Here is a 26,382-nt window from a genome sequence, read left to right as displayed (position 1 = left end):
GTCGATATTAATGTGGCTGACCCACCGCATTCGCGAGCAAGCCCGCTCCAACAGGGGGATTGGTGGTGTTGCAAACAAATCTGTCAGGCACAAAAAAGCCGCGTATCAAACGCGGCTTTTTCTTGGGCGTGTCGCTTACACGTTGAAGCGGAAGTGCATCACGTCGCCGTCTTTGACGATGTAGTCCTTGCCTTCCAGGCGCCATTTACCGGCTTCCTTGGTACCGGCTTCGCCCTTGTACTGGATGAAGTCGTTGTAGGCGATGACTTCGGCGCGGATGAAGCCTTTTTCGAAGTCGGTGTGGATCACGCCGGCGGCTTGTGGTGCGGTGGCACCGACTTTGACGGTCCAGGCGCGGACTTCTTCGACACCGGCGGTGAAGTAGGTCTGCAGGTGCAGCATTTCGTAGCCGGCGCGGATCACGCGGTTCAGGCCAGGCTCTTCCAGGCCCAGGGCCTCGAGGAACATGTCTTTCTCTTCGCCGTCGTCGAGCTCGGCGATTTCCGCTTCGATCTTGTTGCACACCGGAACAACCATGGCGCCTTCTTCTTCGGCGATGGCCTTGACCACGTCCAGGTGCGGGTTGTTCTCGAAACCGTCTTCAGCGACGTTGGCGATGTACATGACCGGTTTGGTGGTCAGCAGGTGGAAGCCCTTGATCACCGACTTTTCGTCAGCGCTCATGTTCTTCATCAGGCTGCGTGCAGGCTTGGCTTCGGTGAAGTGTGCGATCAGTTGCTCCAGCAGAGCCTTCTGAACCACGGCGTCCTTGTCACCGCCCTTGGCGTTGCGCGCGACTTTCTGCAGTTGCTTCTCGCAGCTGTCGAGGTCGGCGAAGATCAGTTCCAGGTCGATGATTTCGATGTCGCGCTTCGGATCGACGCTGTTGGAAACGTGGATCACGTTGTCGTCTTCGAAGCAGCGCACCACGTGAGCGATGGCGTCGGTTTCGCGGATGTTGGCCAGGAACTTGTTGCCCAGACCTTCACCTTTCGAGGCGCCGGCCACCAGGCCAGCAATGTCGACGAACTCCATGGTGGTCGGCAGGATGCGCTTCGGATTGACGATGGCCGCCAAGGCTTCCAGACGTGGATCCGGCATCGGCACGATGCCGCTGTTCGGCTCGATGGTGCAGAAGGGGAAGTTCTCGGCCGCGATACCGGATTTGGTCAGGGCGTTGAACAGGGTGGACTTGCCGACGTTAGGCAGGCCGACGATGCCGCAATTGAATCCCATGGTGTTTCCCCTCGGATTAGAGTCAGGCCTTCTGGCTGTGCAGGTTTTTCATCGCGCGGTTCCATTCACCGGCGAGGATATCCGGCAGCACGCCGAGGGCAAAGTCGATGCTGGCATCGAGTTTTTCCTGTTCGGCGCGTGGCGCACGACCCAGGACGAAATTTGAAACCATACTGGCGACGCCCGGGTGGCCGATGCCAAGCCGCAGGCGGTAGAAAGTATTCTGATTGCCCAGTTGCGCGATGATGTCGCGCAACCCGTTGTGACCGCCGTGGCCGCCGCCCTGCTTGAGCTTGGCGACGCCCGGAGGCAGGTCGAGTTCGTCGTGCGCCACCAGGATTTCTTCAGGCTTGATGCGGAAGAAACCGGCGAGTGCCGCCACGGCCTGGCCGCTGCGGTTCATGTAGGTGGTGGGAATCAGCAGACGAACATCCTGACCCTGATGCGAGTAGCGCCCGGTCAGGCCGAAATATTTGCGATCGGCCACAAGGCTCACACCTTGCGCGGCAGCGATGCGCTCAACAAAAAGGGCCCCTGCGTTATGCCGGGTCTGTTCGTATTCGGCGCCTGGATTACCCAGGCCAACGATCAGTTTGATGGCAGTCACGATAGGGGCCCTTCCTTGGAGTGGTGGCTAACATCGCCGCGATCAGTGAAGGCGGCGAAAGTGGACGAAAATTGCTCATTTACCATGAATGTAAACTCCGCGTTCTCGCCCGCTTTCTCGCTACGTTCCAGTCCGCGATGTTTCACTCACTCCGACGAACAGAGTGAAATTACTCTGCTGCGCCTTCTTCGGTAGCTTCTGGAGCAACACGTGGAGCGTGGACGTTGGCTACTGCCTTGTCATCGCCGTGTGCCAGAGCAACGAACTCGACACCTTTAGGAGCTTTGAGGTCCGACAGGTGAACGATGGTGCCGATTTCAGCGTTAGCCAGGTCGACTTCGATGAACTCAGGCAGGTCTTTTGGCAGGCAGGAAACTTCGATCTCGGCAACAACGTGCGAGATTTCGCCGCCTTTCTTCACTGGAGCAGCTTCGTTGATGAAGTGCACAGGAACGATAGCGGTCAGTTTCTGGCCAGCTACAACGCGTACGAAGTCAGCGTGCATCACGTGGCCTTTGGCCGGGTGACGTTGCAGAGCTTTGATGACGACGTTTTGTTTCTTGCCACCAACGTTCAGCTCGATGATGTGGCTGTAAGCCGCTTCGTTTTCGAGCAGTTTGGCAACTTCTTTGGCCAGCATGCTGATGGATTCAGGGGCTTTGTCGCCACCGTAAACAACAGCTGGAACCAGAGCGGCGAGACGACGCAGGCGGCGGCTCGCACCTTTCCCCAGGTCGGAACGCACTTCAGCATTCAGAGTAAAATCGTTCATTTTGTATCTCCAAAATAGCCATGACCGAGTGGCGTTTGCGACCAGCGCCAAACACGGTATGGGCAAAAAAGCCCCGCCCCGACAGGAATGCCGGGGCGGGGCGCTTTTCGTCAACGAGACATTTCGAGAAGGGCAGGGCCCTTAACGGAACATCGCGCTGATCGATTCTTCATTGCTGATGCGGCGAACCGCTTCGGCAACAACCGGTGCGATATCCAGTTGACGGATACGTGCACAGGCTTGTGCTGCAGCGGACAGCGGGATGGTGTTAGTCACCACCAGCTCGTCCAGCACGGAATTTTCGATATTCTCGATGGCCCGACCCGACAGCACAGGGTGTGTGCAGTAGGCAAAGACCTTGGCTGCGCCATGCTCTTTCAGGGCCTTGGCCGCGTGGCACAGAGTGCCGGCGGTATCGACCATGTCATCGACCAGAATGCAGGTACGCCCTTCGACATCACCGATGATATGCATCACTTCAGAGTGATTGGCTTTCTCACGGCGTTTGTCGATGATCCCGAGATCCACGCCCAGGGATTTGGCAACAGCCCGTGCACGCACGACGCCACCAATGTCCGGGGACACGATCATCAGGTTTTCGAAGCGCTGATCTTCAATGTCATCCACCAGAACCGGGGAGCCGTAGATGTTATCTACCGGAATATCGAAGAAGCCCTGAATCTGGTCAGCATGCAGATCAACCGTGAGAACACGGTCGATGCCGACTACGGTGAGCATGTCAGCAACGACTTTCGCGCTGATAGCCACACGTGCGGAACGCGGACGGCGATCCTGACGGGCATAACCAAAATAAGGAATAACAGCAGTAATACGAGTAGCCGAGGAGCGGCGGAAGGCATCAGCCATCACTACCAGTTCCATCAGGTTATCGTTGGTCGGAGCGCAAGTCGGCTGAATAATGAAAACGTCTTTACCGCGAACGTTTTCATTGATCTCGGCAGTAATTTCGCCGTCGGAGAATTTGCCGACAGAGATGTCACCGAGAGGGATATGCAGCTGACGTACAACACGCCGAGCCAGATCGGGGTTAGCATTCCCCGTAAAGACCATCATCTTGGACACGCGCAGTACCTAGAGGCTGAGGGTAACCTGGATGAGTATAGAAAATGGCAGGGGCGGCTGGATTCGAACCAACGCATGGCAGGATCAAAACCTGCTGCCTTACCGCTTGGCGACGCCCCTGTATCTGTTGCTTCAAGTGCCTGGCACTTGATTCCTTTTAGAGCAGACTTTGCAGCTTGCGATGCAACATCGAAACGTTGCTTCCTTTCGCTACAAACCCTGTAAGGGTCTCTGTCAGAAGGGCCGAGACTTTATCAGCTTCAGCTTTGCTTGGGAAGCCCCCAAACACACAACTTCCAGTTCCGGTGAGTTTTGCTTCGGTAAATTTACCTAACAAATCCAATGCGTTACGTACTTCTGGATAACGCCTTGCAACCACCGGCAAGCAGTCATTTCGACTGTTTCCCTCGGGAACGGGGCGCACTTTAATGGGCGGCGTGTTACGTGTCAACAAAGGATCGGAAAAAATTTCTGCCGTACTTACAGAGACTTGCGGCACGAGCACCAGATACCACGGTTCTTCGGGCTCGACCGGGGTCAGTTTCTCGCCCACGCCTTCGGCAAATGCCGCGTGACCACGGACGAAAACCGGCACGTCGGCGCCGAGCGACAGGCCCAGTGCGGCGAGGCGATCTTCATCCCAGCCCAGTTGCCACAAGTGATTGAGGCCGAGCAGGGTGGTCGCCGCGTTGGAGCTGCCGCCACCGATGCCGCCGCCCATGGGCAGCACCTTGTCGATCCAGATGTCGATGCCGAGTGTGCAGCCGGACTGTTGCTGCAGCATTTTTGCCGCACGCACGATCAGGTTGCTGTCGTGGGGCACACCAGCGAATTCGGTGTGCAGCTGAATCACGCCATCATCGCGCACGGCGAAGGTGATTTCGTCGCCGTAATCGACAAACTGAAACAGCGTCTGCAGTTCGTGGTAGCCATCTGCGCGGCGCCCGAGAATGTGCAGCATCAGGTTGAGCTTGGCCGGCGACGGCAGCGTAAGACGTGGAGCGGTCATGCTTTATTGCCCCAATTTACGCGGTTGCCAGGTCTTGATCACCAGCGTTACGTCCAGATCGGTGCCGTGCAGCTTGATCCGCTCGGGCAGCCAGTAACCATTTTGCTCGGCGTAGCTGAGGTACTCGACCTTCCAGCCGTCCTGTTCCAGATTGGCCAGGCGACTGTCGTTATCGAGGGTCAGACGACTTTTGCTGCTGGGTGCCGGCAGGCCACGGACCCACCAGGCCAGATTCGACACCGGCAGCTTCCAGCCGAGTTGCTCTTCGAGCAGCGCTTCCGGCGACTCGGAGTCATAGCGGCCCTGATTGGCGACTTCCAGCGAGACCTTGCCCGGGCGCCCGGTCAGACGCGCCGCGCCACGACCCAGCGGGCCGGACAGGCGAATGTCGTAGTAGTCCTGGCGTTGCAGCCAGAACAGCGTGCCGCTGCCGGAATCTTTCGGTGCACGGATGCCGATCTTGCCGTCGATCTGCCAGCCGTCGAGGCCGGTCAGCTGTTGTTTGTTCGCGGCCCACTGAGCCGGACTGCCGTGGCCCTCGACCGATTCGCGAGCGCCGAAGCCCGCGCAACCGGCGAGCAGGGCGATGAAACTGAAAACAATAACGTGGCGCAAAAACATGAGTTAAAGAGTCTCGGATCCGGTCAGGCGCTTGATGGTGCTGCGCAGGATGGTGCTGTCGGGCTGATCTTTGAGGTACTTGCCCCAGACTTGTTTGGCTTCGCGCTGATTGCCCTTGACCCACAGGACTTCGCCCAAGTGCGCGGCGACTTCGTGGTCCGGGAAACGCTCGAGGGCCTGACGCAGGTATTTCTCGGCGTCGTCCAGATTGCCCATGCGGTAATTCACCCAACCGAGGCTGTCGAGTACCGCCGGGTCTTCCGGATTGATCTGGTGCGCCTGTTCGATCAGGGTCTTGGCTTCAGCGTAACGGGTAGTGCGATCGGACAGGGTGTAGCCCAGCGCATTGAGCGCCATGGCGTTGTCCGGGTCGCGCTTGATGATCAGGCGCAGGTCTTTTTCCATCTGCGCCAGGTCATTGCGTTTTTCCGCCTGCATCGCGCGGGTATAGAGCAGATTCAGATCGTCCGGGTATTGCTGCAAGGCTTTATCCAGCGTTTTCCAGGCCTTGTCGTCCTGTTTGTTGGCCGACAGGGTTTCGGATTCGATCAGATACAGCTGGATCGCATAATCCGGCTGGGCATCGCGCTCGGCGGCCAGTTTGCTCTGGGCTTCGGCGGTCTTGCCGTTGTTCATCAGAATATCGGCCTGACGCAGTTGCGCCGGCAGGTAGTCGTTGCCCGGGCCGACCTGCGCGTATTCGATCAGCGCGCCCTGCGGGTCGTTGCGCTCTTCAGCGATGCGACCGAGGTTCAGATGCGCCGAATCGACATGGCTTTCACGGGCGATCAGGTCTTCCAGATAACCCTTGGCCTCGTCCCAGGCCTTGGCCTCCAGGCACACCAGCGCCAGCGAGTAACGCAGTTCATCGTCTTCCGGATATTGCTGGACGAGGGTGGAAAACTCGACCTTGGCGTCTTCCATCCGGTCCTGTTCGACCAGCGTGCGCGCATAGGTCAGGCGCAGGCGTTTGTCGTCCGGGTATTTCTTGATGCTTTTCTGCAACAGCGGCAGGGCTTCGTCGCCACGATTCATGGTTTGCAGCAGGCGTGCACGCAGCAGGATCGGAGCAATCTCGCCTTCTTCCGGCGGGTTGTCTTCGAGCAGAGTCAGTGCGGCTTTATTGTCGCCGTCCTGTTGCAGCAGCAGGGCCTTGCCGAAAATCAGCTGGCTGTTTTTCGGGTGGCGCTGCAGCAGGTGGTCGAAGCTTTTCATCAGGCCGTTGCGGGTTTCCTGATCGGTATCGGCGGCCGACAGCGCGAGGAAGTCGAAATGGGTGTCGCCCTTGCCCTGCAGGACTTTCTCCATGTAGACCATGGAGTCGTCATAACGCCCGGCGCGCGCCAGTTGCACGGCGGCGGCGCGCTGCGCTTCGAGGTCGTCCGGAGCGTTTCTCGCCCAGATCAGCGCAGTATCCAGCGCAGGCTGGTCGGCACCGAGGTATTCGGCGATGCGGAACGCGCGCTCGGAAACCCCCGGGTCCTGGGTATTGATTGCCTGGGTCACGTAGTTGTCCAGGGCAATGTCGAAACGATTGCGCTGGCCAGCCAGTTCGGCGCTCAACAGGCTGAAAACGGTTTCCTCGCTGAACGAGCTGTAGACCTTGGGTTTTTCAGGTGTGGACGCGGTGTCTTCGACCGGCGGGGTAGCGTCCGGCGAAACGGGGGCCATGGCCTGGCAGCCGCTGAGGAAGACAAAAGCGAGGAGCAACGCGGAAGATCTATTCATATAGGAAGAGGACGACTAACCTGCGGTCGGATCATCATGACACAAGCCTTCGGCCAAACATAACCGAGTCTCGAATGTGGCCTTTATAGTGGCCGACAATTGGGACAATAGTCAGCGGTAGTTGTTCTGAATCTGACGAAGTAGGACAATTGCCGGCTTCACGTCACCATCAGCGACCTTGAATGGCCTTCCTTGCACTCGGTATTAACCACAAGACTGCTTCAGTAGACGTCCGCGAGCGCGTGGCCTTTACCCCTGAGCAGCTGGTTGAGGCCTTGCAGCAGCTCTGCCGACTCACCGACAGCCGCGAAGCTGCGATCCTCTCCACCTGCAATCGCAGTGAGCTTTATATAGAACAGGATCAGCTGTCTGCTGATCTGGTTCTGCGCTGGCTGGCCGATTATCACCATTTAAGCCTCGATGAGCTGCGCGCGAGTGCTTATGTGCATGAAGATGATGCGGCAGTTCGTCACATGATGCGCGTCGCCTCCGGGCTCGACTCGCTGGTGCTGGGCGAACCGCAGATTCTCGGTCAGATGAAATCGGCCTACGCCGTAGCGCGTGAAGCCGGGACCATCGGCCCGCTGCTGGGGCGGCTGTTTCAAGCGACGTTCAATGCCGCCAAGCAAGTGCGCACCGACACTGCCATCGGCGAAAACCCGGTGTCCGTAGCGTTTGCCGCCGTCAGCCTGGCCAAACAGATTTTCAGCGACCTGCAACGCAGCCAGGCCCTGCTGATCGGTGCCGGCGAGACCATCACTCTGGTCGCCCGCCATTTGCATGAACTGGGGGTCAAGCGCATCGTGGTTGCCAACCGTACGCTGGAACGTGCCAGCCTGCTGGCCGAGCAGTTCGGTGCCCACGCGGTGCTACTCTCGGACATCCCGGCGGAACTGGTGCGCAGCGATATCGTGATCAGTTCGACCGCCAGCCAGTTGCCGATTCTCGGCAAGGGCGCGGTCGAAAGTGCGCTGAAGCAGCGCAAGCACAAGCCGATCTTCATGGTCGACATCGCCGTACCGCGCGACATCGAGCCGGAAGTCGGCGAACTCGACGACGTTTACCTCTACAGCGTGGATGATCTGCACGAAGTGGTCGCCGAGAACCTCAAGAGTCGTCAGGGTGCAGCCCAGGCGGCGGAAGAGATGGTCTCGGTCGGCGCCGACGATTTCATGGTACGCCTGCGTGAGCTGGCGGCGGTCGATGTGCTCAAGGCCTATCGGCAACAGAGCGAACGCCTGCGCGACGAGGAGCTGCAAAAAGCCCTGCGTCTGCTGGCCAACGGCGGCAACGCCGAAGACGTGCTCGGGCAACTGGCCCGGGGCCTGACCAACAAACTGCTGCATGCTCCAAGCGTGCAGCTGAAAAAGCTTTCTGCCGAAGGCCGCCTCGATGCGCTGGCCATGGCCCAGGAACTCTTTGCCCTCGAGGGCTCACCGGATAGTTTTTCGGATAAAAAACCGCAATGAAAGCGTCACTGCTCAACAAGCTGGACACCCTCCAGGACCGTTTCGAGGAACTGACCGCGCTGCTCGGCGACGGCGAAGTCATTGCCGATCAGGCCAAATTCCGCGCTTATTCCAAGGAATACGCCGAACTTGAGCCGGTGGTACAAGGCTATAAAAAGCTGCTCGGCGTACAAAGTGATCTTGAAGGCGCCCAGGCGCTGCTCAAGGACAGCGACCCGGACATGCGTGAAATGGCCGTGGAAGAAGTCCGCGAAGCCAAGGAATTGCTGATCAGGCTGGAAGATGATCTGCAGCGCATGTTGCTGCCCAAGGATCCCAATGACGGTCGTAACGTCTTTCTCGAAATTCGCGCCGGTACCGGTGGCGACGAGGCGGCGATCTTCTCTGGCGATCTGTTTCGCATGTACTCGCGTTACGCCGAACGACGTGGCTGGCGCGTGGAGATCCTTTCGGAAAACGAAGGCGAGCACGGTGGCTATAAAGAAGTCATCGCCCGCATTGAAGGCGACAACGTTTACGGCAAGCTGAAGTTCGAATCCGGCGCGCACCGCGTACAGCGTGTACCCGCTACCGAATCTCAGGGCCGTATCCACACCTCGGCCTGCACCGTGGCGGTGTTGCCCGAGCCGGACGAGCGCGAAGCCATCGAGATCAACCCGGCGGATCTGCGTGTCGACACTTACCGTTCCTCCGGGGCCGGTGGTCAGCACGTCAACACCACTGACTCGGCGATCCGCATCACGCACATTCCGACCGGCACCGTCGTCGAGTGTCAGGAAGAGCGTTCCCAGCACAAGAACCGCGCGCGGGCGATGGCCTGGCTGTCGGCCAAGCTCAACGATCAGCAAACCGCAGCGGCGGCGAATGCCATCGCAAGCGAGCGTAAGTTGCTCGTGGGTTCCGGTGACCGTTCCGAGCGCATTCGCACGTACAACTTTGCCCAGGGCCGGGTCACTGACCATCGCGTCAACCTGACCCTGTACTCCCTAGATGAAATCCTCGCCGGTGGCGTTGAAGCGGTGATCGAGCCATTGCTGGCCGAATACCAGGCCGACCAACTTGCAGCGATAGGTGAATAAATGACCATCATTGCCAGTCTGTTGCGCGCTGCCGAATTGCCGGACTCGCCCACGGCGCGCCTGGATGCCGAATTGCTCCTGGCGGCGGCACTGGGCAAATCGCGCAGCTTCCTGCACACCTGGCCCGAGCGCATCGTACCCAGCGAAGCGGTGCTGATTTTTAACGAGTACCTGCAACGGCGTCGAAGTGGCGAGCCGGTGGCCTACATCCTCGGTCAGCAGGGGTTCTGGAAGCTCGATCTGGAAGTCGCGCCGCACACGCTGATCCCGCGCCCGGACACCGAGTTGCTGGTCGAGGCCGCGCTGGAACTGCTGGCGGCAACGCCGGCGAAGGTTCTCGATCTGGGCACCGGCAGCGGCGCGATTGCGTTGGCCCTGGCCAGCGAGCGTCCGGCGTGGAAAGTCACGGCGGTGGATCGCGTGCTGGAAGCCGTGGCCCTGGCCGAACGCAACCGCCAGCGCTTGAACCTGAACAACGCCACGGTGCTGAGCAGCCACTGGTTCAGTGCTCTTGAAGGTCAGCGCTTCAATCTGATCATCAGCAACCCGCCGTACATCGCCGCCGCCGACCCGCACCTGGTCGAGGGCGACGTGCGCTTCGAACCGGCCAGTGCGCTGGTGGCCGGTGTCGACGGGCTCGACGATCTGCGCCTGATCGTTGCCCAGGCCCCGGATCATCTGGAAGCCGGCGGCTGGCTGATGCTCGAACACGGCTATGATCAAGCCGAAGCCGTGCGTGATCTGTTGCTCACCCGTGGTTTTGAAGAAGTCCACAGCCGCATCGATCTGGGCGGCCATCAACGGATCAGCCTGGGGCGCCTGCCGTGCTGAATGATCAGGAATTGCTGCGCTACAGCCGGCAGATTCTGCTGCAACACATCGATATTGATGGGCAACTGAAGCTCAAAGACAGCCGCGTGCTGATCGTCGGCCTCGGCGGTCTCGGTGCGCCGGTGGCGCTTTATCTGGCGGCGGCGGGTGTCGGTGAGTTGCATCTGGCGGATTTCGACACGGTCGACCTGACCAACCTGCAACGCCAGATCATTCATGACACCGACAGCGTCGGCATGAGCAAGGTCGACTCGGCGCTCAAGCGCCTGGGCGCGATCAATCCCGAGATTCAACTGATTGCCAATCGTCAGGCGCTGGACGAGGACTCCCTTGTCGCCGCCGTGTCGGCGGTGGATCTGGTGCTCGACTGTTCCGATAACTTCTCCACTCGCGAGGCGGTCAACGCCGCGTGTGTGGCAGCGCGCAAACCGCTGGTCAGCGGCGCGGCGATTCGTCTGGAAGGGCAGTTGTCGGTGTTCGACCCGCGCCGTCCGGAAAGTCCGTGCTACCACTGCCTGTACGGGCATGGCAGCGAAGCCGAACTGACGTGCAGCGAAGCCGGTGTGGTCGGGCCGCTGGTGGGGCTGGTCGGCAGCCTGCAGGCGCTTGAAGCGTTGAAAGTGCTGGTCGGTTTTGGTGAACCACTGGTGGGGCGTCTGCTGTTGATCGATGCGCTGGGTTCGCGCTTCCGTGAGCTGCGGGTCAAGCGCGATCCGGGCTGCAGCGTCTGTGGTTCGCAGCATGCGTGAGGCACCGATCGCGGTGTTCGACTCCGGGGTCGGCGGCTTGTCGGTACTGGCTGAAATCCAGCGTTTGCTGCCTCAGGAATCACTGCTGTATTTCGCCGATTGCGGGCACATTCCCTACGGCGAGAAAACCCCGGAGTTCATCCGTCAGCGCTGCAACGTGATGGCCAGGTTTTTCCGCGAGCAGGGCGCCAAGGCCCTGGTGATCGCCTGCAACACCGCGACGGTGGCCGCTGTCGCCGATCTGCGCCGGGATTTCCCCCAGTGGCCGATTGTCGGCATGGAGCCGGCGGTCAAACCCGCCGCCGCCGCGACCCGCAGTGGTGTGGTGGGCGTGCTCGCTACCACCGGCACCTTGCAGAGCGCCAAGTTCGCTGCGTTGCTCGACCGTTTCGCCACCGATGTGCGGGTCATTACCCAGCCGTGTCCCGGACTGGTCGAGCTGATCGAAAGCGGCGATCTGCACAGCGCCGAGTTGCGCACATTGCTGCAGCACTATGTCGAGCCGCTGCTGGCCAACGGTTGCGACACAATCATCCTCGGCTGCACCCACTATCCGTTTCTCAAGCCGCTGCTCAAGACCATGCTCCCCGAGAGCATCAGTCTGATCGACACTGGCGCAGCCGTAGCGCGGCAACTGCAACGGTTGCTGGCTGAACGTGACCTGCTGGCCGATGGCCCGAACCGTCCGGTCAGATTCTGGACCAGTGCCGACCCCGAGTTCTTCCGCAGAACCCTGCCCCTGCTGGGGCAAGTTGTCGGCAACGTCGAAAAATTCAACTTGTAAAAAAAATGTGAAATAACTAAAAAAACAGCTGAACTTCTAATCACGCGCTAGCTTCTATAGCGATGAGTTATCTAGAAAACCAAACGATCGTTCCGGAAAAGGAAGTTTCAAAGTGAAGCGACTATTCTGCTTGGCCGCGATTGCGGCTGCACTGATGGGGCAAAGTATTACCGCACAAGCGGCAGGCGTTGAGTTTGCAGTGGGTGCGACCAGCGATTCGACCATGACTTATCGTCTGGGCATGAATTTCGATTGGGACAAGAGCTGGCTGCAAAGTGACGTCGGTCGCCTGACCGGTTACTGGAGCGGCGCTTACACTTACTGGGAAGGTGACAAGACTTCCAGCAACAACAGCCTGTCGTTCTCGCCGGTATTCGTTTACGAGTTTGCCGGTCAGTCGGTCAAGCCGTATGTTGAAGCGGGTATTGGTGTGGCAGCGTTCTCCAACACCAAGTATGAAAGCAACAACATTGGCGGCTCTTTCCAGTTCGAAGACCGTATCGGTTTTGGTCTGCGCTTCAATGGCGGGCATGAAGTGGGGATTCGTGCGACGCACTATTCCAACGCCGGTCTGGCCAGCAGCAACGACGGTGTAGAAAGCTACGCGCTGCATTACACGATGCCGCTGTAAGCGCTACACATAACCTCTGTAGGAGTGAGCCTGCTCGCGATTGCGGAGTGTCAGCCAACATTTGTTTGACTGGTACTCCGCAATCGCGAGCAGGCTCACTCCTACATTTGTTTCAGCGGTGTTTTTCGGAATCAACAGTAGGCAGTGGCAATGCCTTTGCGTTCTTCAATGCACTCCGGTGCACCCATCTCGAATTCGCGACAGATCAGCGGACGTTTCTCATAGATCGTGCACATCATGCTGTCGCGATCCAGCGCCGCGCACCAGCCGTCGTCCAGACGCAGCATCACTTCACCACCCCACTCATCAGTATCGATAAAGCGCTCAGGCACGCCGGTGTCGGTGATCAGCATCACTTCGAGCTGGCAACAGCACGCTGCGCAGGTCGAACACGTGACCGCTGGCTCGGTGATTTGCTGGTGGGGAATGGTTTTCATGCTGCGCAGTGTAAGGCAGCCGCCGGTTATCGTGTGAAAGGTCTGACAGACGCTCAGTGGGCCAGCCGCCGAGCCATCGCATGCAACAACGGAAACAGCAGCGCCCACAGCAGGCCAATGCCGATCAGAGTCGGCACTTCACCGTAAGGAAATCGCACCCCGGCCAGCTGTCCGCCGCCGTAATAGGACACGGCGCCGCCCACGGCACCGAGTCCGCTGGCCAGCCACCACGGGCGGGCGCTCCATTGCAGGCAGTGACGTAGCGTGGTGGCGAGCAAGGCCCAGAGCAGCATCAGCCACAGCGGAATCAGTGGTGACTGATCCTGGAATTCGAACACCCCTGCAGCGCGCAACAGACTGTCTACGGCTGTGCCGACAAGCACCACGCTGAGGATCAAACGGCCTTCCGCCGCCCAACTGCTGATCCAGCCCAGATGAATCACCAGCACCGCCAGCGCCAGCAGCAGCCACAGACTGTCGCCGCCGATGACACACGCCAGCCAGCCGACCTGGAACAGCACGGCATTGGTCAGCCGCTCAAGCATCGAAGCGTCCGAGCAACGGCGCCGGCATGGCCGCCGGTTTGGCCAGCAGCAATTGCGCAGTGCCGATGGTGCGCTCCAGAAACCCGCCCTCGCAGTAGCACAGGTAAAACTCCCACAGTCGCAGGAAGTAATCGTCATAACCCAACTCACTCAAGCGGCCATGGGCACGGCGAAAGTTTTCGTGCCACAGGCGTAGGGTTCGGGCGTAGTGCAGACCGAAGTCTTCCATGTGCAGCAGGTTCATGTCTGTTTCGTGGCTGACCACTTCAAGCATTTTCTGCACGCTGGGCAGGGCGCCGCCAGGGAAGATGTAGCGCTGGATGAAATCGACGCCGCGCTTGGCCTGCTCGTAGCGCTGCTCGCGAATGGTGATCGCCTGCAACAGCATCAGGCCGTTGCTCTTGAGCAGGTGCGCGCACTGTTTGAAGTAGGTCGGCAGGAAGCGATGGCCGACCGCTTCGATCATCTCGATCGACACCAGTTTGTCGTATTCGCCGGTGAGGTCGCGGTAGTCCGTGAGCAGCAGCGTTACCCGATCCTGCAAGCCCAGAGCTTCAATGCGCTTGGCGGTAAACGCATACTGCTCTTTCGACAGCGTTGTGGTGGTGACACGGCAACCGTAATGCTGCGCGGCGTAGAGCGCCATGCTGCCCCAGCCGGTGCCGATCTCCAGCAAATGGTCTTCGGGTTTGAGTGCGAGCTTCTGGCAGATCCGTTCCAGCTTGTTCAACTGGGCCTGTTCCAGGCTGTCTTCCGGGCTGAGGAACTGCGCGGCCGAATACATCATGGTCGGGTCGAGAAACTGTTCGAACAGGTCGTTGCCGAGGTCATAGTGCGCGGCGATGTTTTTCTGCGAGCCCTTGCGCGTGTTGCGGTTGAGCCAGTGCAGGCCTTGCACCAGCGGCCGGCTGAGGCGAGCCAGGCCGCGCTCCATGGCGTCGAGTACGTCGAGGTTGCTGACGAACACTCGCACGACCGCCGTCAGGTCCGGCGAACTCCAGTAACCGTGGATAAACGCTTCGCCGGCACCGATCGATCCGTTGCCGGCGACCATGCCCCACACCGCCGCGTCCTGCACATGGATTTCGCCGAGCAGGTGGCTGCCCGGCGTACCGAACATCAGGCGTTCGCCATCCTCGACCACCAGCAATTGCCCGTTTTTGAGTTGGCTCAGTTGCCGCAATACACCGCGGCGCAGCAGCGAGCCGGTCAAGCCGTTGGTGCTGAAGCGACTGACAGACAGGCTAGAGGATTTCATGGCGGTGCTCCTTGGGAGGCACGGTGGCGGTTTGGAAGCTGCCGTCGGCAGCCTGATGAGCAAAAATCGGGGCGCGTTTGAGCAACAGGCGCAGGGCTTGCCAATAGATCGCCAGACAGGTTTTCGCGGTCATCCACGGAAAACGTCGCAAGTAGCGGTGCAGGCTATGGCGGCTCAGATTTTCCCGCTGCAGATTGAGTGTGGCGTCGAACAGCTTGTGCTCACCCTGCCAGTCGGCCATATGCACGCCGAGGGTTTGCGCGGCCGGGCTGAAACTCATGCGGTACTCAAGATCACGCGGCAGAAACGGCGAGACATGAAAGGCCTTGGCCACCGCGAAATGCTGATGAAAGTCATGCAGACTGGTCGGTGCACTGGCCGGCAACACGTAGTGATAACGCTCGCGCCATGGCGTGTTGGTCACTTCGCAGAGGATCGCCGCCAGTTGCCCGTCAGCCTCGTGGCAATAAAAGAAGCTCACCGGATTGAATGCCAGACCCCAACTGCGCGGTTGAGTCAGCAGGCAGATCGAACCTTGCGGTTGGTGGCCGATGGCGGCGCCGACCTGCTGTCGCACCGCGTCGATCAGGCGCATGCCGCTGCCGGTGAAGGTTTTCAGGTAATCGGTTTCGCGAAATGAAAAGGGTGCGAAGCGGCTGCGACTGGCAAACCGCGACAGCCCGAACACGGCATCCTGTTCGGCCAGATCGAGGTACAACAGGCCGATCCGGTAACGGAATTCGTGGCGTCTTGGCGAAAACCGCCGATGGCCGATCCAGCCACTGTACAGGGCGCTGTTCATAAGCTTTCCCCGAATGCGGCGGCCACGCGCAACGCGCTGACCACACCGTCCTCATGAAAGCCGTTGGCCCAATAGGCGCCGCAATAGTGGGTGTGCTGCTGACCGTCGAGTTCGGCCCAGCGGTTCTGCGCCGCCACGGCCGCGAGGCTGAATTGCGGGTGGGCGTAGGTGTATTTGGCGAGCACCTTGAACGGGCTGATCCCGGCGCTCTGATTGAGGCTGACGCAGAACGTGGTGTCGCTCTGAATGCCCTGCAGGATATTCATGTCGTAAGTCACGGCTGCGTGGGTATGGCCGGCGCCGCTCAAGCGATAGTTCCAGCTGGCCCACGCCAGTTTGCGGGTCGGCAGCAGACGGGTATCGGTATGCAGCACGACTTCGTTATCGGCATAGGGCAGGGCGCCGAGGATCGAGCGTTCCGCCTGGCTTGGCGTGCCCAGCAATTGCAGGGCCTGGTCGCTGTGGCAGGCGAGCACGACTTTATCGAAGCGCTCGATGCCGGCCGGGCTGTGGATAACCACGCCGTGTTCGTCGCGATCGATGCGGGTCACCGGACAACTGAGGCGAATCTTGTCGCTGAACGCCGCGGTCAACGGCGCAATGTAGGCGCTGGAGCCACCCTCGATCACCTGCCATTGCGGGCGATCGCTGACCGACAGCAGTCCATGATTTTTGAAGAATCGCACGAAGAACTGCAGCGGAAAATTGAGCATTTCGGCCATTGGCATCGACCAGATCGCCGAGCCCATCGGCACGATGTAATGCAGGATGAAACGTTCGCCATAACCGCCAGCCTTGAGGTAATCGTCGAGCGTGGTGTCGGCGGCGATCCGCTGTTCGGCGAGGTCGCGCTGAGCTTCTTTATTGAAGCGCAGGATGTCGCGCAACATGCCCCAGAACCCCGGGGACAGCAGGTTGCTGCGTTGGGCGAAGAGGCTGTTGAGGTTGTTGCCGTTGTATTCCAGGCCGGAGTCCGGGTCGGTAACCGAGAAGCTCATTTCGGTCGGCTTGAACGACACGCCGAGCTGGCCGAGCAAACGAATGAAGTTCGGGTAGGTCCAGTCGTTGAACACGATAAAGCCGGTGTCCACCGCATATTCGCGGCCATCAACGGTGACTTGCACGGTGTGCGTGTGACCGCCGACCCAGTCGCTGGCCTCGAACACCGTGATGTCGTGTCGGCGATTGAGCAGGTGGGCGCAGGTCAGGCCGGCGATTCCGCTGCCGACAATGGCGATCTTCATATCGGGTCTCGCAGCGGTGGGTTGCTGCGCACCATGCGCTTGCCGATTGCCAGTTGCAGGCGCGCCGGCAGCTTCGACAATGGCCACAGCGCCGCCATGAACAGCGCCGGAAAGGCGATCTCCAGCGGACGATCCTTGAGTTTGGCGAAAATATGCCGTGCGGCTTTATCCACAGGCCAGCTCAACGGCATCGGGAAGTCGTTTTTGGCAGTCAGTGGCGTTTCGACAAAACCCGGGCTGATGATCGTGACATCGATGCCCTCGACGGCCAGATCGATCCGCAGCGATTCGAACAGATAGCGCAGCCCGGCCTTCGACGCGCCATAGGCTTCGGCCCGAGGCAGCGGCAGGTAGGTGACTGAGCTGGCCATGCCGATCAGATGCGGCGCTGTGCCTTTGCGCAGCAACGGCAGGGCCGCTTCAATGCAGTAACTGCTGGCGAGCAGGTTGGTGCGCACCACATGTTCGATGATCGAGGCATCGAACTGTCGCGCATCGACGTACTCGCAGGTGCCGGCATTGAGAATCACGCTGTCCAGCGAGCCCCAGGCCTGTTCGATCTGCTGGCCGATTTCGCGCACGGTCTGACTGTTGGTCAGGTCGCCGGGCACCACCAGCACCTGCCCCGGATAACGTTGCGACAGCACTTTGAGCGGTGCCACCTGACGCGAACTGACAGCCAGATGCGCGCCGCTTTTCAGAATGTCTTCAGCCAGTGCTGCGCCGATGCCACTGCTGGCACCGGTCAGCCAATACCGCCGTGGAGGTGTACGACTCATCCCATTCTCCTTTTCAACCAGGCGATCACCCGGCCCAATACGGGTAAATGTTCATACAGCATGGCCCCGGCATCGAAATAATCCCGGTGGCGATAAACCTTGTCGCGCCAGAGCAGGTGCGAACACCCGGCGACGCGAATCAATTGACCACCGGCCAGGCGCGGGTGGCGGTAACTCATGACCCAGCGCAGGTAACCTTCACCGTCAGCGATCTGGTCGAAGCCGTGGAAATCGAAGCGCAGTTCGCTGACGTTGGCGTACAGCTCGCTGAAGTAATGCTGCAGTTGCTTCAGCCCCTGTACTTCATGCAGTGGATCGGTGAAATGAATGTCATCGCTGTACAGCTCGCCCAGACGTTGCAAGTTGTCTTTGTTCAACTCGGCGAACTGGCGGGCGAAGCGGCGCAGGAATTCACTCATGGACTTCTTCCATAGACGAGCGCGACGGCAGGTTCTTGAAAGCCGCCAGCGCGCGTTCGCGCGAGGCCCCCAGATTGACGATCGGTGCCGGATAATCCGCGACGCCGAACAGTCCGCCGGCGCTGGCCGGGTTGTGTACTTCCTTCTTGTTCAAACCAGCCAGCTCAGGCAGCCAGTGCTTGATGAACAGGCCTTCGCTGTCGAATTTTTCCGATTGGCTGATCGGGTTGAAAATACGGAAGTACGGCGCCGAATCGGTGCCGGTCGAGGCGCTCCACTGCCAGCCGCCATTGTTCGCCGCCAGGTCGCCGTCGATCAGGTGGCGCATGAAAAAGCGCTCGCCTTCGCGCCAGTCGATCAACAGGTTTTTGGTCAGAAACATCGCCACCACCATCCGCAGACGGTTATGCATCCAGCCGGTTTCCAGCAGTTGGCGCATGGCTGCATCAATGATCGGCAAACCGGTGCGCGCCTCTTGCCAGGCGGCCAACTCGTCTGGCGCATCACGCCAGGCCAGGGCCTCGGTTTCCGGGCGAAACGCGCGGTGGCGCGAAACCCGTGGGTAGCCGACCAGAATGTGTTTGTAGAACTCGCGCCACAGCAGCTCGTTGATCCAGGTCACCGCGCCGACCTTGCCGCTGTCGAACTCGCCCTGATTGCTTTGCAGGGCCGCATGCAGGCATTGGCGCGGCGAGATCACTCCGGCGGCCAGATAGGCCGAGAGTTGACTGGTGCCGGGTTTGGCCGGGAAGTCGCGTTCGCTCTGGTAGTAGTCGATCTGTGCGTCGGCGAAGGTGTCGAGACGGCGCCGGGCTTCCTGTTCGCCGGCCGGCCACAGTGCGCGCAAAGACTCGCTCGGCGTTGCAAAACCGGCGACAGATGCCGGTACCGGATCGCTGTCGATGTTCAGCTTTGCCTGTTTGCCGGGCGTCTTGACCAGCGCCGGCATCGAGCGGTGCAGGCGTTCATAGCAGACCTTGCGGAACTGGCTGAACACCTGAAAGTAGGTTTCGGTTTTGGTCAGTACCGTGCCGGGTTTGAACAGCAGTTGATCAAGGTAGCTGTGAAAAGTAATGCCTTTGGCTTTCAGGGCCGCGGCGACTGCGGCATCGCGACGGCTTTCGTGGACGCCGTATTCTTCGTTGACGTGCACGGCCTCGATGTTCAGTTGCCGACACAGCTCAAGCAGCACCGCCGGGGCCTGATCCCAATGGTCGGCGGTACGCAGCAACAACGGGATGTTCAACGCGCCGAGACTGGTATTCAATTCGCGCAGGTTGCGCAACCAGAAGTCGATCTTGCACGCCGCGTCGTCATGTTCCAGCCATTGCTGCGGGCTCAACAGATACACGGCAACCGTCGGGCCGCGCGCAGCAGCGGCCGCGAGGGCGGTGTTGTCATGTTGGCGCAGGTCGCTGCGCAGCCAGATCAATTGCATCGCGGTTTCCATTAAATCAGCCCACGCTGAACCAGTTCCTGATGTGCCGAGAGCGGGTCTTCGGCCAGGATCAAATCAGCGATCTCAGGGGTTCTTGCGGACAACTCGGTCTGGTGGATGCATACCGTTGGTCCGACGAGCATTTTTGCAGTGCCGATGCCATTCAGCAGTTTTGGCAGTTGCGCCAGATTCATCGCCTTGCTGGAATACAGCAGCACTCCCCGCGCTTGCAGATGATCGACCGCCAGCGCCAGTTCTCCGGCCGGTAGCGGCCAGTCGAACACTTGCACCGGGCAGTCGGCGCTGCTGATCAGCCACGCGCATAGCCACAGGTGAGGTTCCAGTGCCAGGTCCGAGTGATTGATCAGCAACAACGGCGCAGCGTGTAACTGCCGATTGTTATGGTAGATGCGCGCGCCGAATTTGCTGCGTAACCAGGAATAAAAGAACACACGCTCCATCTGCGCGCCGAACTGGCCTTGCCAGCGCTGCTCGAGTTCGGCCAGCAGCGGCAGGAGCAATTGCTCGCACAGGGTGCGTGGCGGGTACAGGGCCATCGCCTGGTTGATGCTGTCGTCGAGGTTGCGCTCATTGAGCTGGATGACGGCGCCGAGCAAAGACTGGCGCTGCCGTTGCCAGTCGTTCTCCACCGTCTCGGTAAAGGCTTGCGGAGCGTCGAGCAACGGTTTGACCTGACTGACGGCCACGCCTCGGTTGAGCCACGTCAGGATGGTCAGGATTCGTTGCACATGTTCGCTGGAATACAGGCGATGCCCCTTGGGCGTGCGCTGCGGCACGATCAACCCGTAACGGCGCTCCCAGGCGCGCAGGGTGATGGCATTGACGCCAGTCTGCCGCGCGACTTCGCGGATAGGTAGCCAGCCCTCGTCGAGGGCTTTCTTGAAGTCCGCGCCGAGGTCTTCCTGGGCGCTGCTGTCGAGTTTGTCGTTCATCAAATGGCGTTTCGCAGGCTGAGGTTTTCCGGATGCGGCTGCAAGTAAACCTGCCGCGCAATGTACGGATCCGGGTGTTGGCGAAAGTGGTGTTTGAGCAGAGTCAACGGCACCACCAGCGGCACGATGCCGTGGCGGTACTGGCCGATCACATGCTGCATTTCCTGTTTGTCTTCCGGGCTGATCGCCTGTTTCAGGTAGCCGCTGATGTGCTGCAGCACGTTGCTGTGGGTGCGGCGGGTAGCGCATTTCTTCAACGCGCTCATCAACTCGCTGAAATAGCGCGGGCCGAGTTCGACCGGGTCGGTCTGGGCCATGTTGCCCAGCAGTTTGCCCAAGGCTTTGTACTGCTCAGGGTTGTGCGCCATCAGCAGGTATTTGTAGCGCGAGTGGAATTCGGTCAGCGCGCGGCGGCTCAGGCCTTGTTCGAGCACCTGTTGCCAGGCGCTGTAGGCGAGCACGCGGGTGATGAAGTTTTCCCGCAACACCGGATCGTTCAGGCGCCCGGCTTCTTCCACCGGCAAGTCTGGGTGCTGTGCGCAAAATGCCTGGGCATAGATGCCGCGGCCACCGCCGTTCACCGGCGCGCCGTTGGCGTGATAGACCTTGACCCGCTCCAGACCGCACGAAGGCGACTGCTGCATGAAGATGTAGCCGCAAATGTCATTGAGCTCGCCGGCCATTTTCTGCCCGTAGGCCGCCAGCGGTTCGGTGACATTGATTTGCGGGTTGACGGTGCCGACGGCTTCGGGATTTTCCGTATCCCCGACCAGCCGGATCGGCTCGCGGGGAATGCCCAGGCCAATCGCGACTTCGGGGCACACCGGGACGAATTCGAAATACTCGGCAAGGGTGCGGCTGCACAACCGCGATTCCTTGTGCCCGCCGTTGTAGCGCACTTCGGCGCCCATCAGGCAGGCGCTGATGGCGATTTTGGGCCGGGAAGCAGAAAGATCGGACATGCACACCTCGAATCTATTCCTGTACAGACGCTTATTTCTGTACAACTTTTCCTCAGCATAGATTCATGCGTGTACAAGTCAACTCATTTGTATAAGTTTTTCCGGATTCCCCAATCCCCTGTAGGAGTGAGCCTGCTCGCGATAGCGGTATGTCGGCAGCATTGATGTTGAATGATGCGACGCCATCGCGAGCAGGCTCACTCCTACAGGATCTCTATTGCCAGCCCAGTAACCAGTGATCGTTGTTCTTCAACGTCTGCCAGTCGAGGCGTTCTGCGCGCTTGGTCAACACCGCCTGCAACTCGATCTCCAGCACCGTGCCTTCCTCATCACGGAACAGTTCGGTCACCAGAAAATGCTTTTCGCGGTTTTGCGGGTGGGCTGCTGTCCACTTCGACAGCAGCAGCTTTTGCGGATTGATGCGGTTCATTGCAGGTGTTCGTGCAAGCGGCGTGCAGCTTCCTGGCCACTGAGCCAGGCGCCTTCGACACGCCCCGACAGGCACCAGTCGCCGCAGGCGTACAAGCCCAGATCGGCATCGGCCAGCGTGCCCCATTCGTGGCCGCTAGCAGGGCGTGCGTAGAGCCAGCGATGGGCGAGGCTGAAGGTCGGTGCGGGCATGGCGCTATGCAGCAGTTCGGCGAAAGCACCGTGCAGTTGCTCGATGACGGCTTCCTTGGACAGGTCGATGTGTTGCCGGCTCCAGGCGCTGCTGGCGTGTAGCACCCAGGTGTCGCACGTGGTGTCGCGCCCCGGTTTGCTGCGGTTGCGTGCCAGCCAGTCGATGGGGCTGTCCTGCACGAAGCAACCTTCGATCGGTGTATCCAGTGGCGTATCGAAGGCGAGGGCGACGGCCCAGGTCGGGTCCATTTTTACCCCGGCGGCGGCGCCAGCGAGTTTTGGTGCGGCGGCCAGCAGTGCGGTGGCTTGCGGCGCCGGGGTGGCGATCACCACATGGCTGAAGGGACCATGGGTGAAGCCTTCGGCGTCCTGCAGGTGCCAGTGCTCTTCCCCGCGAAACACCTCGGTGATGCGGCAGGCGAAGTGCACTTCCAGACCGTCGAGCAAGCCCCGGGTGATCGCACTCATGCGTGGCGTGCCGACCCAACGGGTCTGCTCGTCCGGCGACAGGTTCAGTTGCCCGCCGTGAAAGGTGTAGAGCTGCGGCGTCCATTCGGCGACCCAGCCCAGATTTTGCCAGCGTTGCACCTCGGTGACGAAACGCCGGTCGCGGGCGGTGAAGTATTGCGCGCCCATGTCCAGAGAACCGGCGTCGCTGCGTTTGCTCGACATGCGTCCGCCACTGCCGCGGCTTTTGTCGAAGAGCTGGACGGTGTGTCCGGTCTCTGTCAGCGCCTGGGCGGCGGAGAGTCCGGCGATGCCGGTGCCGATGATTGCGATAGGTACAGTCATAGGGGCCTCGTTTACCTTTCTGTACAGACTACGCCGTCAATGAAACCTGTACAATTTTGTTTTTTGGTATAACTTCTAGCGTTCTCGTTCTGACAGCTTGGCCTATGGTTAAACAATAGAGCCTGCCCGATAGAAAAGATCCCTGCTTATAAAAATAGACTAGTGATCCGGGTAAAACGCCACGCGAGGAAGATGTCATGCACATATTGCTGACCGGCGGTACTGGTTTGATAGGCCGTCAGCTCTGCCGACACTGGTCGGGGCAGGGCCATCAATTGACGGTATGGAGTCGACGTCCGGAAACGGTCGCGAAAATCTGTGGCGCGCAGGTGCGCGCGATTGCGCGTCTGGAGGACTTCGGCAACGCGCCGCTGGACGCGGTGGTCAATCTGGCCGGTGCACCGATCGCGGATCGGCCATGGACCCATCGGCGCAAGGCGTTGTTGTGGAGCAGCCGCATCACCCTCACCGAAACCCTGCTGGCCTGGCTGGAAACACGTCAGCAGAAACCGGCGTTGCTGATCTCCGGTTCTGCTGTCGGCTGGTATGGCGACGGCGGTGAACGCGAGCTGACAGAAGAGTCGCCGCCAGTGATTGACGATTTCGCCAGCCAGTTGTGCATTGCCTGGGAGGAAACCGCCCAGCGCGCCGAAGCGTTGGGCGTCCGCGTGGTGCTGGTGCGTACCGGGCTGGTGCTGTCGGCCGAGGGCGGCTTTTTGTCGCGGCTGTTGCTGCCGTTCAAACTCGGGCTGGGCGGGCCTTTGGGCAATGGCCGGCAGTGGATGCCGTGGATTCATATTGATGATCAAATCGCCCTGATTGATTTTCTTCTGCACCGCGATCAGGCGAGCGGTCCTTATAATGCGTGCGCACCGAAACCGGTGCGCAATCGCGAATTTGCCAAGACGCTGGGCAGCGTGCTGCACCGTCCGGCGTTCATACCGATGCCGGCCCTGGCGCTGAAGGTCGGGCTTGGCGAAATGTCATTGCTGTTGCTGGGCGGCCAACGGGCCGTGCCGGCACGCTTGCTGGAAGCGGGTTTCACTTTCCAGTTCACGGATTTGCGCGCGGCTCTGGATGATCTCTCCGGCCGCCTTTGAAATAGGACGATGCATGACCTATCACGCCTTGCTTCTGGTCAACCTGGGTTCCCCGGCCTCCACCTCGGTGGCCGATGTGCGCAGCTACCTCAATCAATTTCTGATGGATCCGTACGTGATCGACCTGCCGTGGCCGGTGCGGCGGCTGTTGGTGTCGCTGATCCTGATCAAGCGTCCCGAGCAATCGGCCCATGCCTACGCTTCGATCTGGTGGGAGGAGGGCTCGCCGCTGGTAGTGCTCAGCCGCCGTCTGCAACAGCAGATGACCACCCAGTGGACCCACGGTCCGGTGGAACTGGCCATGCGTTACGGCGAGCCTTCGATTGAAACCAAATTGCTGCAACTGGTGGCTGCGGGGCACAAGCGCATCACGCTGGCGCCGCTTTATCCACAGTTCGCCGACAGCACCACCACCACGGTGATCGAAGAAGCCAAGCGGGTGATTCGCGAGAACAAACTCGACGTGCAGCTTTCAGTGCTGCAACCGTTTTACGACCAGCCGGAATATGTCGACGCGCTGGTCGCCAGCGCCACACCGCATTTGCAGCAGGACTACGATCACTTGTTGCTGAGCTTCCATGGCTTGCCGGAGCGGCACCTGACCAAGCTCGATCCGACCGGCAATCACTGCTTGAAAAACGAGGATTGCTGCAAGAACGCTTCGCCGGCAGTCCTGGCCACCTGTTACCGCGCCCAGTGCATGCGCACCGCCTCCGAGTTTGCCAGGCGCGCGGGCATTGCCGATGGCAAATGGTCGGTGTCGTTTCAGTCGCGTCTGGGGCGGGCGAAGTGGATCGAACCTTACACCGAAGCGCGGCTGGACGAGTTGGCGCAAAGCGGGGTGAAGAGGATTCTGGTGATGTGCCCGGCGTTTGTCGCCGATTGCATCGAGACGCTGGAAGAGATCGGTGATCGCGGCAAGGAACAGTTCCGCGAGGCGGGGGGCGAGGAGCTGGTGCTGGTGCCGTGCCTGAATGATGACCCGCAATGGGCGAAGGCGTTGGCAACCCTGTGTGAACGAGCGCCGCTGGCGCTTTAAAGCCAAAAGCTTCGCGAGCAAGCCCGCTCCCACATTTGATCTTCGGTGCGCTGAAGATCCCCTGTGGGAGCGGGCTTGCTCGCGAAAGCTGTCTGTCAGACAACAAGCATCCAGACACTCAGATCAGCGGCTCATCCGCCTTTTTGTGCTTCCAGCTGTCATTGCCCGGCAGAATCAGGTTCAGCGCAATCGCTACCACCGCGCACAGCGCGATGCCTTTGAGGCCGAAGTCGTCCGGGCCAGTACCGGTACCGACCAGCACGCCGCCGATACCGAACACCAGAGTCACCGACACGATCACCAGATTGCGCGCTTCGCCGAGGTCGATCTTGTGACGGATCAAAGTGTTCATCCCCACTGCCGCGATCGAGCCGAACAGCAGGCACAGAATCCCGCCCATCACCGGCACCGGAATGCTTTGCAGCAGCGCGCCAAACTTGCCGATGAACGCCAGGGTGATGGCGAAGATCGCCGCCCAGGTCATGATTTTCGGGTTGTAGTTCTTGGTCAGCATCACCGCGCCGGTCACTTCGGCGTAGGTGGTGTTCGGCGGGCCGCCAAACAGACCGGCCGCAGTGGTGGCGATGCCGTCACCGAGCAGGGTGCGATGCAGGCCCGGCTTCTTCAGGTAGTCACGACCGGTCACGCTGCCTACTGCGATCACGCCACCGATGTGCTCGATGGCCGGAGCCAGCGCCACCGGAACGATGAACAGGATCGCCTGCCAGTTGAACTCCGGCGCGGTGAAGTGTGGCAGGGCGAACCATGGCGCCGCCGCAATCTTCGCGGTATCGACCACGCCGAAATAGAACGACATGGCAAAACCGACCAGCACCCCGGAAATGATCGGCACCAGACGGAAGATGCCTTTACCGAACACCGCCACGATCAACGTGGTCAGCAGTGCTGGCATCGAGATCATCATCGCGGTCTGGTAGTGGATCAGCTCGGAACCATCCCCCGCCTTGCCCATCGCCATGTTCGCGGCAATCGGCGCCATGGCCAGACCGATCGAGATGATCACCGGACCAATCACCACCGGCGGCAGCAGCCGGTCGATGAAACCGGTGCCTTTGATCTTCACGGCCAGGCCGAGGAAGGTGTAGACGAAACCGGCCGCCATCACGCCGCCCATGGTCGCGGCGAGGCCGAACTGGCCCTTGGCGAGAATGATCGGGGTGATGAAGGCAAAGCTCGACGCGAGGAACACCGGCACCTGACGCCCGGTGACGATCTGGAACAGAATCGTCCCCAGACCTGCGGTGAACAGTGCCACGTTCGGGTCAAGGCCGGTGATCAGCGGCATCAGCACCAGGGCGCCGAAAGCCACGAACAGCATCTGCGCGCCGGACAGCACCGTGCGCCAGAGCGGATCGTTGAACTCTTGCTGCATG

General features: G+C 60.3%; 28 protein-coding genes and 1 tRNA gene. 8 read left to right on the top strand and 21 right to left on the bottom strand.

Annotated elements, in window-relative coordinates:
* Positions 1-135: 135 nt before the first annotated feature.
* The 8 genes from ychF to AC1RBR_RS22475 all read right to left on the bottom strand — a co-directional run bounded on the left by ychF (position 136) and on the right by AC1RBR_RS22475 (position 7,056).
* The gene (gene ychF / locus AC1RBR_RS22510; RefSeq protein WP_007967645.1) at positions 136-1,236 is read right to left on the bottom strand and encodes a redox-regulated ATPase YchF; all 1,101 of its coding nucleotides are present in this window, start codon (positions 1,234-1,236) and stop codon (positions 136-138) included.
* A 22-nt stretch (positions 1,237-1,258) separates the two neighbouring features.
* Positions 1,259-1,843 (bottom strand): aminoacyl-tRNA hydrolase, encoded by a 585-nt coding sequence (gene pth, locus AC1RBR_RS22505; RefSeq protein WP_095136805.1) that lies wholly within the window; start codon positions 1,841-1,843, stop codon positions 1,259-1,261.
* A gap of 169 nt (positions 1,844-2,012) precedes the next feature.
* A complete protein-coding gene (locus tag AC1RBR_RS22500) occupies positions 2,013-2,615 on the bottom strand; it encodes a 50S ribosomal protein L25/general stress protein Ctc (RefSeq protein ID WP_007967646.1) in 603 nt (200 codons plus the stop codon).
* A 141-nt stretch (positions 2,616-2,756) separates the two neighbouring features.
* Positions 2,757-3,698: a ribose-phosphate pyrophosphokinase gene (locus tag AC1RBR_RS22495; protein ID WP_003171603.1), complete on the bottom strand. Its 942-nt coding sequence runs from the start codon at positions 3,696-3,698 to the stop codon at positions 2,757-2,759.
* Between the two features lie 45 nt (positions 3,699-3,743).
* Positions 3,744-3,818, bottom strand: a tRNA-Gln gene (locus AC1RBR_RS22490).
* A gap of 37 nt (positions 3,819-3,855) precedes the next feature.
* Positions 3,856-4,707: a 4-(cytidine 5'-diphospho)-2-C-methyl-D-erythritol kinase gene (gene ispE, locus AC1RBR_RS22485; RefSeq protein ID WP_131671048.1), complete on the bottom strand. Its 852-nt coding sequence runs from the start codon at positions 4,705-4,707 to the stop codon at positions 3,856-3,858.
* 3 nt (positions 4,708-4,710) lie between these two features.
* Positions 4,711-5,328, bottom strand: a complete 618-nt coding sequence (gene lolB / locus AC1RBR_RS22480) for a lipoprotein insertase outer membrane protein LolB (protein ID WP_095136807.1) — start codon at positions 5,326-5,328, stop codon at positions 4,711-4,713.
* 3 nt (positions 5,329-5,331) lie between these two features.
* Positions 5,332-7,056 (bottom strand): tetratricopeptide repeat protein, encoded by a 1,725-nt coding sequence (locus tag AC1RBR_RS22475; RefSeq protein ID WP_492566655.1) that lies wholly within the window; start codon positions 7,054-7,056, stop codon positions 5,332-5,334.
* Between the two features lie 182 nt (positions 7,057-7,238).
* Between AC1RBR_RS22475 and hemA the strand changes: the two genes are divergently transcribed.
* The 6 genes from hemA (at position 7,239) to AC1RBR_RS22445 (ending at position 12,599) form a co-directional block, all read left to right on the top strand.
* Positions 7,239-8,525: a glutamyl-tRNA reductase gene (gene hemA / locus AC1RBR_RS22470; RefSeq protein ID WP_047599168.1), complete on the top strand. Its 1,287-nt coding sequence runs from the start codon at positions 7,239-7,241 to the stop codon at positions 8,523-8,525.
* Positions 8,522-9,604 carry a peptide chain release factor 1 gene (prfA, locus tag AC1RBR_RS22465; RefSeq protein ID WP_027612234.1) on the top strand — a complete coding sequence of 361 codons (1,083 nt, stop codon included), beginning with the start codon at positions 8,522-8,524 and terminating at the stop codon, positions 9,602-9,604. The genes hemA and prfA overlap by 4 nt, the downstream gene beginning before the upstream one ends.
* Positions 9,605-10,435, top strand: coding sequence for a peptide chain release factor N(5)-glutamine methyltransferase (gene prmC / locus AC1RBR_RS22460; RefSeq protein WP_492566653.1), 831 nt, complete (start codon positions 9,605-9,607; stop codon positions 10,433-10,435).
* Complete coding sequence (locus AC1RBR_RS22455) at positions 10,429-11,184, top strand: molybdopterin-synthase adenylyltransferase MoeB (RefSeq protein ID WP_492566651.1); 756 nt, start codon at positions 10,429-10,431, stop codon at positions 11,182-11,184. The genes prmC and AC1RBR_RS22455 overlap by 7 nt, the downstream gene beginning before the upstream one ends.
* Positions 11,177-11,968, top strand: a complete 792-nt coding sequence (gene murI, locus AC1RBR_RS22450) for a glutamate racemase (protein WP_492566649.1) — start codon at positions 11,177-11,179, stop codon at positions 11,966-11,968. Before AC1RBR_RS22455 ends, murI begins: the two co-directional genes overlap by 8 nt.
* Positions 11,969-12,080: 112 nt before the next feature.
* Entirely contained in the window at positions 12,081-12,599 is a 519-nt protein-coding gene (locus AC1RBR_RS22445; RefSeq protein WP_027612230.1) for an acyloxyacyl hydrolase, read from the top strand.
* A gap of 131 nt (positions 12,600-12,730) precedes the next feature.
* On the opposite strand, the gene AC1RBR_RS22440 is transcribed toward AC1RBR_RS22445, so the two are convergent.
* The 12 genes from AC1RBR_RS22440 to AC1RBR_RS22385 form a co-directional block, all read right to left on the bottom strand.
* Complete coding sequence (locus AC1RBR_RS22440; RefSeq protein ID WP_400764008.1) at positions 12,731-13,036, bottom strand: YkgJ family cysteine cluster protein; 306 nt, start codon at positions 13,034-13,036, stop codon at positions 12,731-12,733.
* A gap of 53 nt (positions 13,037-13,089) precedes the next feature.
* Positions 13,090-13,581 carry a DUF2878 family protein gene (locus AC1RBR_RS22435; RefSeq protein ID WP_204895344.1) on the bottom strand — a complete coding sequence of 164 codons (492 nt, stop codon included), beginning with the start codon at positions 13,579-13,581 and terminating at the stop codon, positions 13,090-13,092.
* Entirely contained in the window at positions 13,574-14,839 is a 1,266-nt protein-coding gene (locus AC1RBR_RS22430) for a class I SAM-dependent methyltransferase (protein WP_492566647.1), read from the bottom strand. Before AC1RBR_RS22430 ends, AC1RBR_RS22435 begins: the two co-directional genes overlap by 8 nt.
* A complete protein-coding gene (locus AC1RBR_RS22425; protein ID WP_166497589.1) occupies positions 14,826-15,641 on the bottom strand; it encodes a DUF1365 domain-containing protein in 816 nt (271 codons plus the stop codon). Before AC1RBR_RS22425 ends, AC1RBR_RS22430 begins: the two co-directional genes overlap by 14 nt.
* Complete coding sequence (locus AC1RBR_RS22420; RefSeq protein WP_253151126.1) at positions 15,638-16,885, bottom strand: NAD(P)/FAD-dependent oxidoreductase; 1,248 nt, start codon at positions 16,883-16,885, stop codon at positions 15,638-15,640. The genes AC1RBR_RS22425 and AC1RBR_RS22420 overlap by 4 nt, the downstream gene beginning before the upstream one ends.
* Positions 16,882-17,664: an SDR family NAD(P)-dependent oxidoreductase gene (locus AC1RBR_RS22415; RefSeq protein WP_492566644.1), complete on the bottom strand. Its 783-nt coding sequence runs from the start codon at positions 17,662-17,664 to the stop codon at positions 16,882-16,884. Before AC1RBR_RS22415 ends, AC1RBR_RS22420 begins: the two co-directional genes overlap by 4 nt.
* A complete protein-coding gene (locus AC1RBR_RS22410) occupies positions 17,661-18,083 on the bottom strand; it encodes a nuclear transport factor 2 family protein (RefSeq protein WP_115984468.1) in 423 nt (140 codons plus the stop codon). The genes AC1RBR_RS22415 and AC1RBR_RS22410 overlap by 4 nt, the downstream gene beginning before the upstream one ends.
* The gene (phrB, locus tag AC1RBR_RS22405; protein WP_492566642.1) at positions 18,076-19,521 is read right to left on the bottom strand and encodes a deoxyribodipyrimidine photo-lyase; all 1,446 of its coding nucleotides are present in this window, start codon (positions 19,519-19,521) and stop codon (positions 18,076-18,078) included. The genes AC1RBR_RS22410 and phrB overlap by 8 nt, the downstream gene beginning before the upstream one ends.
* Before the next feature lie 11 nt (positions 19,522-19,532).
* Positions 19,533-20,474, bottom strand: a complete 942-nt coding sequence (locus tag AC1RBR_RS22400; RefSeq protein WP_492566640.1) for a MerR family transcriptional regulator — start codon at positions 20,472-20,474, stop codon at positions 19,533-19,535.
* Positions 20,474-21,436, bottom strand: coding sequence for a YbgA family protein (locus AC1RBR_RS22395; protein WP_095136819.1), 963 nt, complete (start codon positions 21,434-21,436; stop codon positions 20,474-20,476). Before AC1RBR_RS22395 ends, AC1RBR_RS22400 begins: the two co-directional genes overlap by 1 nt.
* A 214-nt stretch (positions 21,437-21,650) precedes the next feature.
* Entirely contained in the window at positions 21,651-21,866 is a 216-nt protein-coding gene (locus tag AC1RBR_RS22390; RefSeq protein ID WP_027612220.1) for a TIGR02450 family Trp-rich protein, read from the bottom strand.
* Positions 21,863-22,849, bottom strand: a complete 987-nt coding sequence (locus tag AC1RBR_RS22385; protein WP_095136820.1) for an NAD(P)/FAD-dependent oxidoreductase — start codon at positions 22,847-22,849, stop codon at positions 21,863-21,865. Before AC1RBR_RS22385 ends, AC1RBR_RS22390 begins: the two co-directional genes overlap by 4 nt.
* A gap of 197 nt (positions 22,850-23,046) precedes the next feature.
* On the opposite strand from AC1RBR_RS22385, the gene AC1RBR_RS22380 reads away from it, so the two are divergent.
* Both AC1RBR_RS22380 and hemH read left to right on the top strand, forming a co-directional pair.
* Positions 23,047-23,949 (top strand): TIGR01777 family oxidoreductase, encoded by a 903-nt coding sequence (locus tag AC1RBR_RS22380; RefSeq protein ID WP_492566638.1) that lies wholly within the window; start codon positions 23,047-23,049, stop codon positions 23,947-23,949.
* A gap of 13 nt (positions 23,950-23,962) precedes the next feature.
* Positions 23,963-24,988 (top strand): ferrochelatase, encoded by a 1,026-nt coding sequence (hemH, locus tag AC1RBR_RS22375; protein ID WP_492566636.1) that lies wholly within the window; start codon positions 23,963-23,965, stop codon positions 24,986-24,988.
* A gap of 118 nt (positions 24,989-25,106) precedes the next feature.
* On the opposite strand, the gene AC1RBR_RS22370 is transcribed toward hemH, so the two are convergent.
* Complete coding sequence (locus tag AC1RBR_RS22370) at positions 25,107-26,381, bottom strand: uracil-xanthine permease family protein (RefSeq protein ID WP_007951684.1); 1,275 nt, start codon at positions 26,379-26,381, stop codon at positions 25,107-25,109.
* Position 26,382: the final 1 nt, after the last annotated feature.

The sequence above is a fragment of the Pseudomonas sp. GW823-FHT01D03 genome, from assembly GCF_058798255.1.
This window is presented reverse-complemented; position numbering and strand designations above follow the sequence as displayed.

Excerpts from the sequence above, each read along its gene's own strand:
- AC1RBR_RS22435 (WP_204895344.1), bottom strand. The coding sequence starts at position 13,581 with ATGCTTGAGCGGCTGACCAATGCCGTGCTGTTCCAGGTCGGCTGGCTG.
- lolB (WP_095136807.1), bottom strand. The coding sequence starts at position 5,328 with ATGTTTTTGCGCCACGTTATTGTTTTCAGTTTCATCGCCCTGCTCGCC.
- AC1RBR_RS22500 (WP_007967646.1), bottom strand. The coding sequence starts at position 2,615 with ATGAACGATTTTACTCTGAATGCTGAAGTGCGTTCCGACCTGGGGAAA.
- prfA (WP_027612234.1), top strand. The coding sequence starts at position 8,522 with ATGAAAGCGTCACTGCTCAACAAGCTGGACACCCTCCAGGACCGTTTC.
- AC1RBR_RS22395 (WP_095136819.1), bottom strand. The coding sequence starts at position 21,436 with ATGTCCGATCTTTCTGCTTCCCGGCCCAAAATCGCCATCAGCGCCTGC.
- hemH (WP_492566636.1), top strand. The coding sequence starts at position 23,963 with ATGACCTATCACGCCTTGCTTCTGGTCAACCTGGGTTCCCCGGCCTCC.
- AC1RBR_RS22370 (WP_007951684.1), bottom strand. The coding sequence starts at position 26,381 with ATGCAGCAAGAGTTCAACGATCCGCTCTGGCGCACGGTGCTGTCCGGC.
- AC1RBR_RS22420 (WP_253151126.1), bottom strand. The coding sequence starts at position 16,885 with ATGAAGATCGCCATTGTCGGCAGCGGAATCGCCGGCCTGACCTGCGCC.
- prmC (WP_492566653.1), top strand. The coding sequence starts at position 9,605 with ATGACCATCATTGCCAGTCTGTTGCGCGCTGCCGAATTGCCGGACTCG.
- ychF (WP_007967645.1), bottom strand. The coding sequence starts at position 1,236 with ATGGGATTCAATTGCGGCATCGTCGGCCTGCCTAACGTCGGCAAGTCC.
- AC1RBR_RS22390 (WP_027612220.1), bottom strand. The coding sequence starts at position 21,866 with ATGAACCGCATCAATCCGCAAAAGCTGCTGCTGTCGAAGTGGACAGCA.
- AC1RBR_RS22475 (WP_492566655.1), bottom strand. The coding sequence starts at position 7,056 with ATGAATAGATCTTCCGCGTTGCTCCTCGCTTTTGTCTTCCTCAGCGGC.
- AC1RBR_RS22430 (WP_492566647.1), bottom strand. The coding sequence starts at position 14,839 with ATGAAATCCTCTAGCCTGTCTGTCAGTCGCTTCAGCACCAACGGCTTG.
- AC1RBR_RS22425 (WP_166497589.1), bottom strand. The coding sequence starts at position 15,641 with ATGAACAGCGCCCTGTACAGTGGCTGGATCGGCCATCGGCGGTTTTCG.
- phrB (WP_492566642.1), bottom strand. The coding sequence starts at position 19,521 with ATGCAATTGATCTGGCTGCGCAGCGACCTGCGCCAACATGACAACACC.
- hemA (WP_047599168.1), top strand. The coding sequence starts at position 7,239 with ATGGCCTTCCTTGCACTCGGTATTAACCACAAGACTGCTTCAGTAGAC.
- AC1RBR_RS22380 (WP_492566638.1), top strand. The coding sequence starts at position 23,047 with ATGCACATATTGCTGACCGGCGGTACTGGTTTGATAGGCCGTCAGCTC.
- AC1RBR_RS22385 (WP_095136820.1), bottom strand. The coding sequence starts at position 22,849 with ATGACTGTACCTATCGCAATCATCGGCACCGGCATCGCCGGACTCTCC.
- ispE (WP_131671048.1), bottom strand. The coding sequence starts at position 4,707 with ATGACCGCTCCACGTCTTACGCTGCCGTCGCCGGCCAAGCTCAACCTG.
- AC1RBR_RS22415 (WP_492566644.1), bottom strand. The coding sequence starts at position 17,664 with ATGAGTCGTACACCTCCACGGCGGTATTGGCTGACCGGTGCCAGCAGT.
- murI (WP_492566649.1), top strand. The coding sequence starts at position 11,177 with ATGCGTGAGGCACCGATCGCGGTGTTCGACTCCGGGGTCGGCGGCTTG.
- AC1RBR_RS22400 (WP_492566640.1), bottom strand. The coding sequence starts at position 20,474 with ATGAACGACAAACTCGACAGCAGCGCCCAGGAAGACCTCGGCGCGGAC.
- AC1RBR_RS22440 (WP_400764008.1), bottom strand. The coding sequence starts at position 13,036 with ATGAAAACCATTCCCCACCAGCAAATCACCGAGCCAGCGGTCACGTGT.
- AC1RBR_RS22410 (WP_115984468.1), bottom strand. The coding sequence starts at position 18,083 with ATGAGTGAATTCCTGCGCCGCTTCGCCCGCCAGTTCGCCGAGTTGAAC.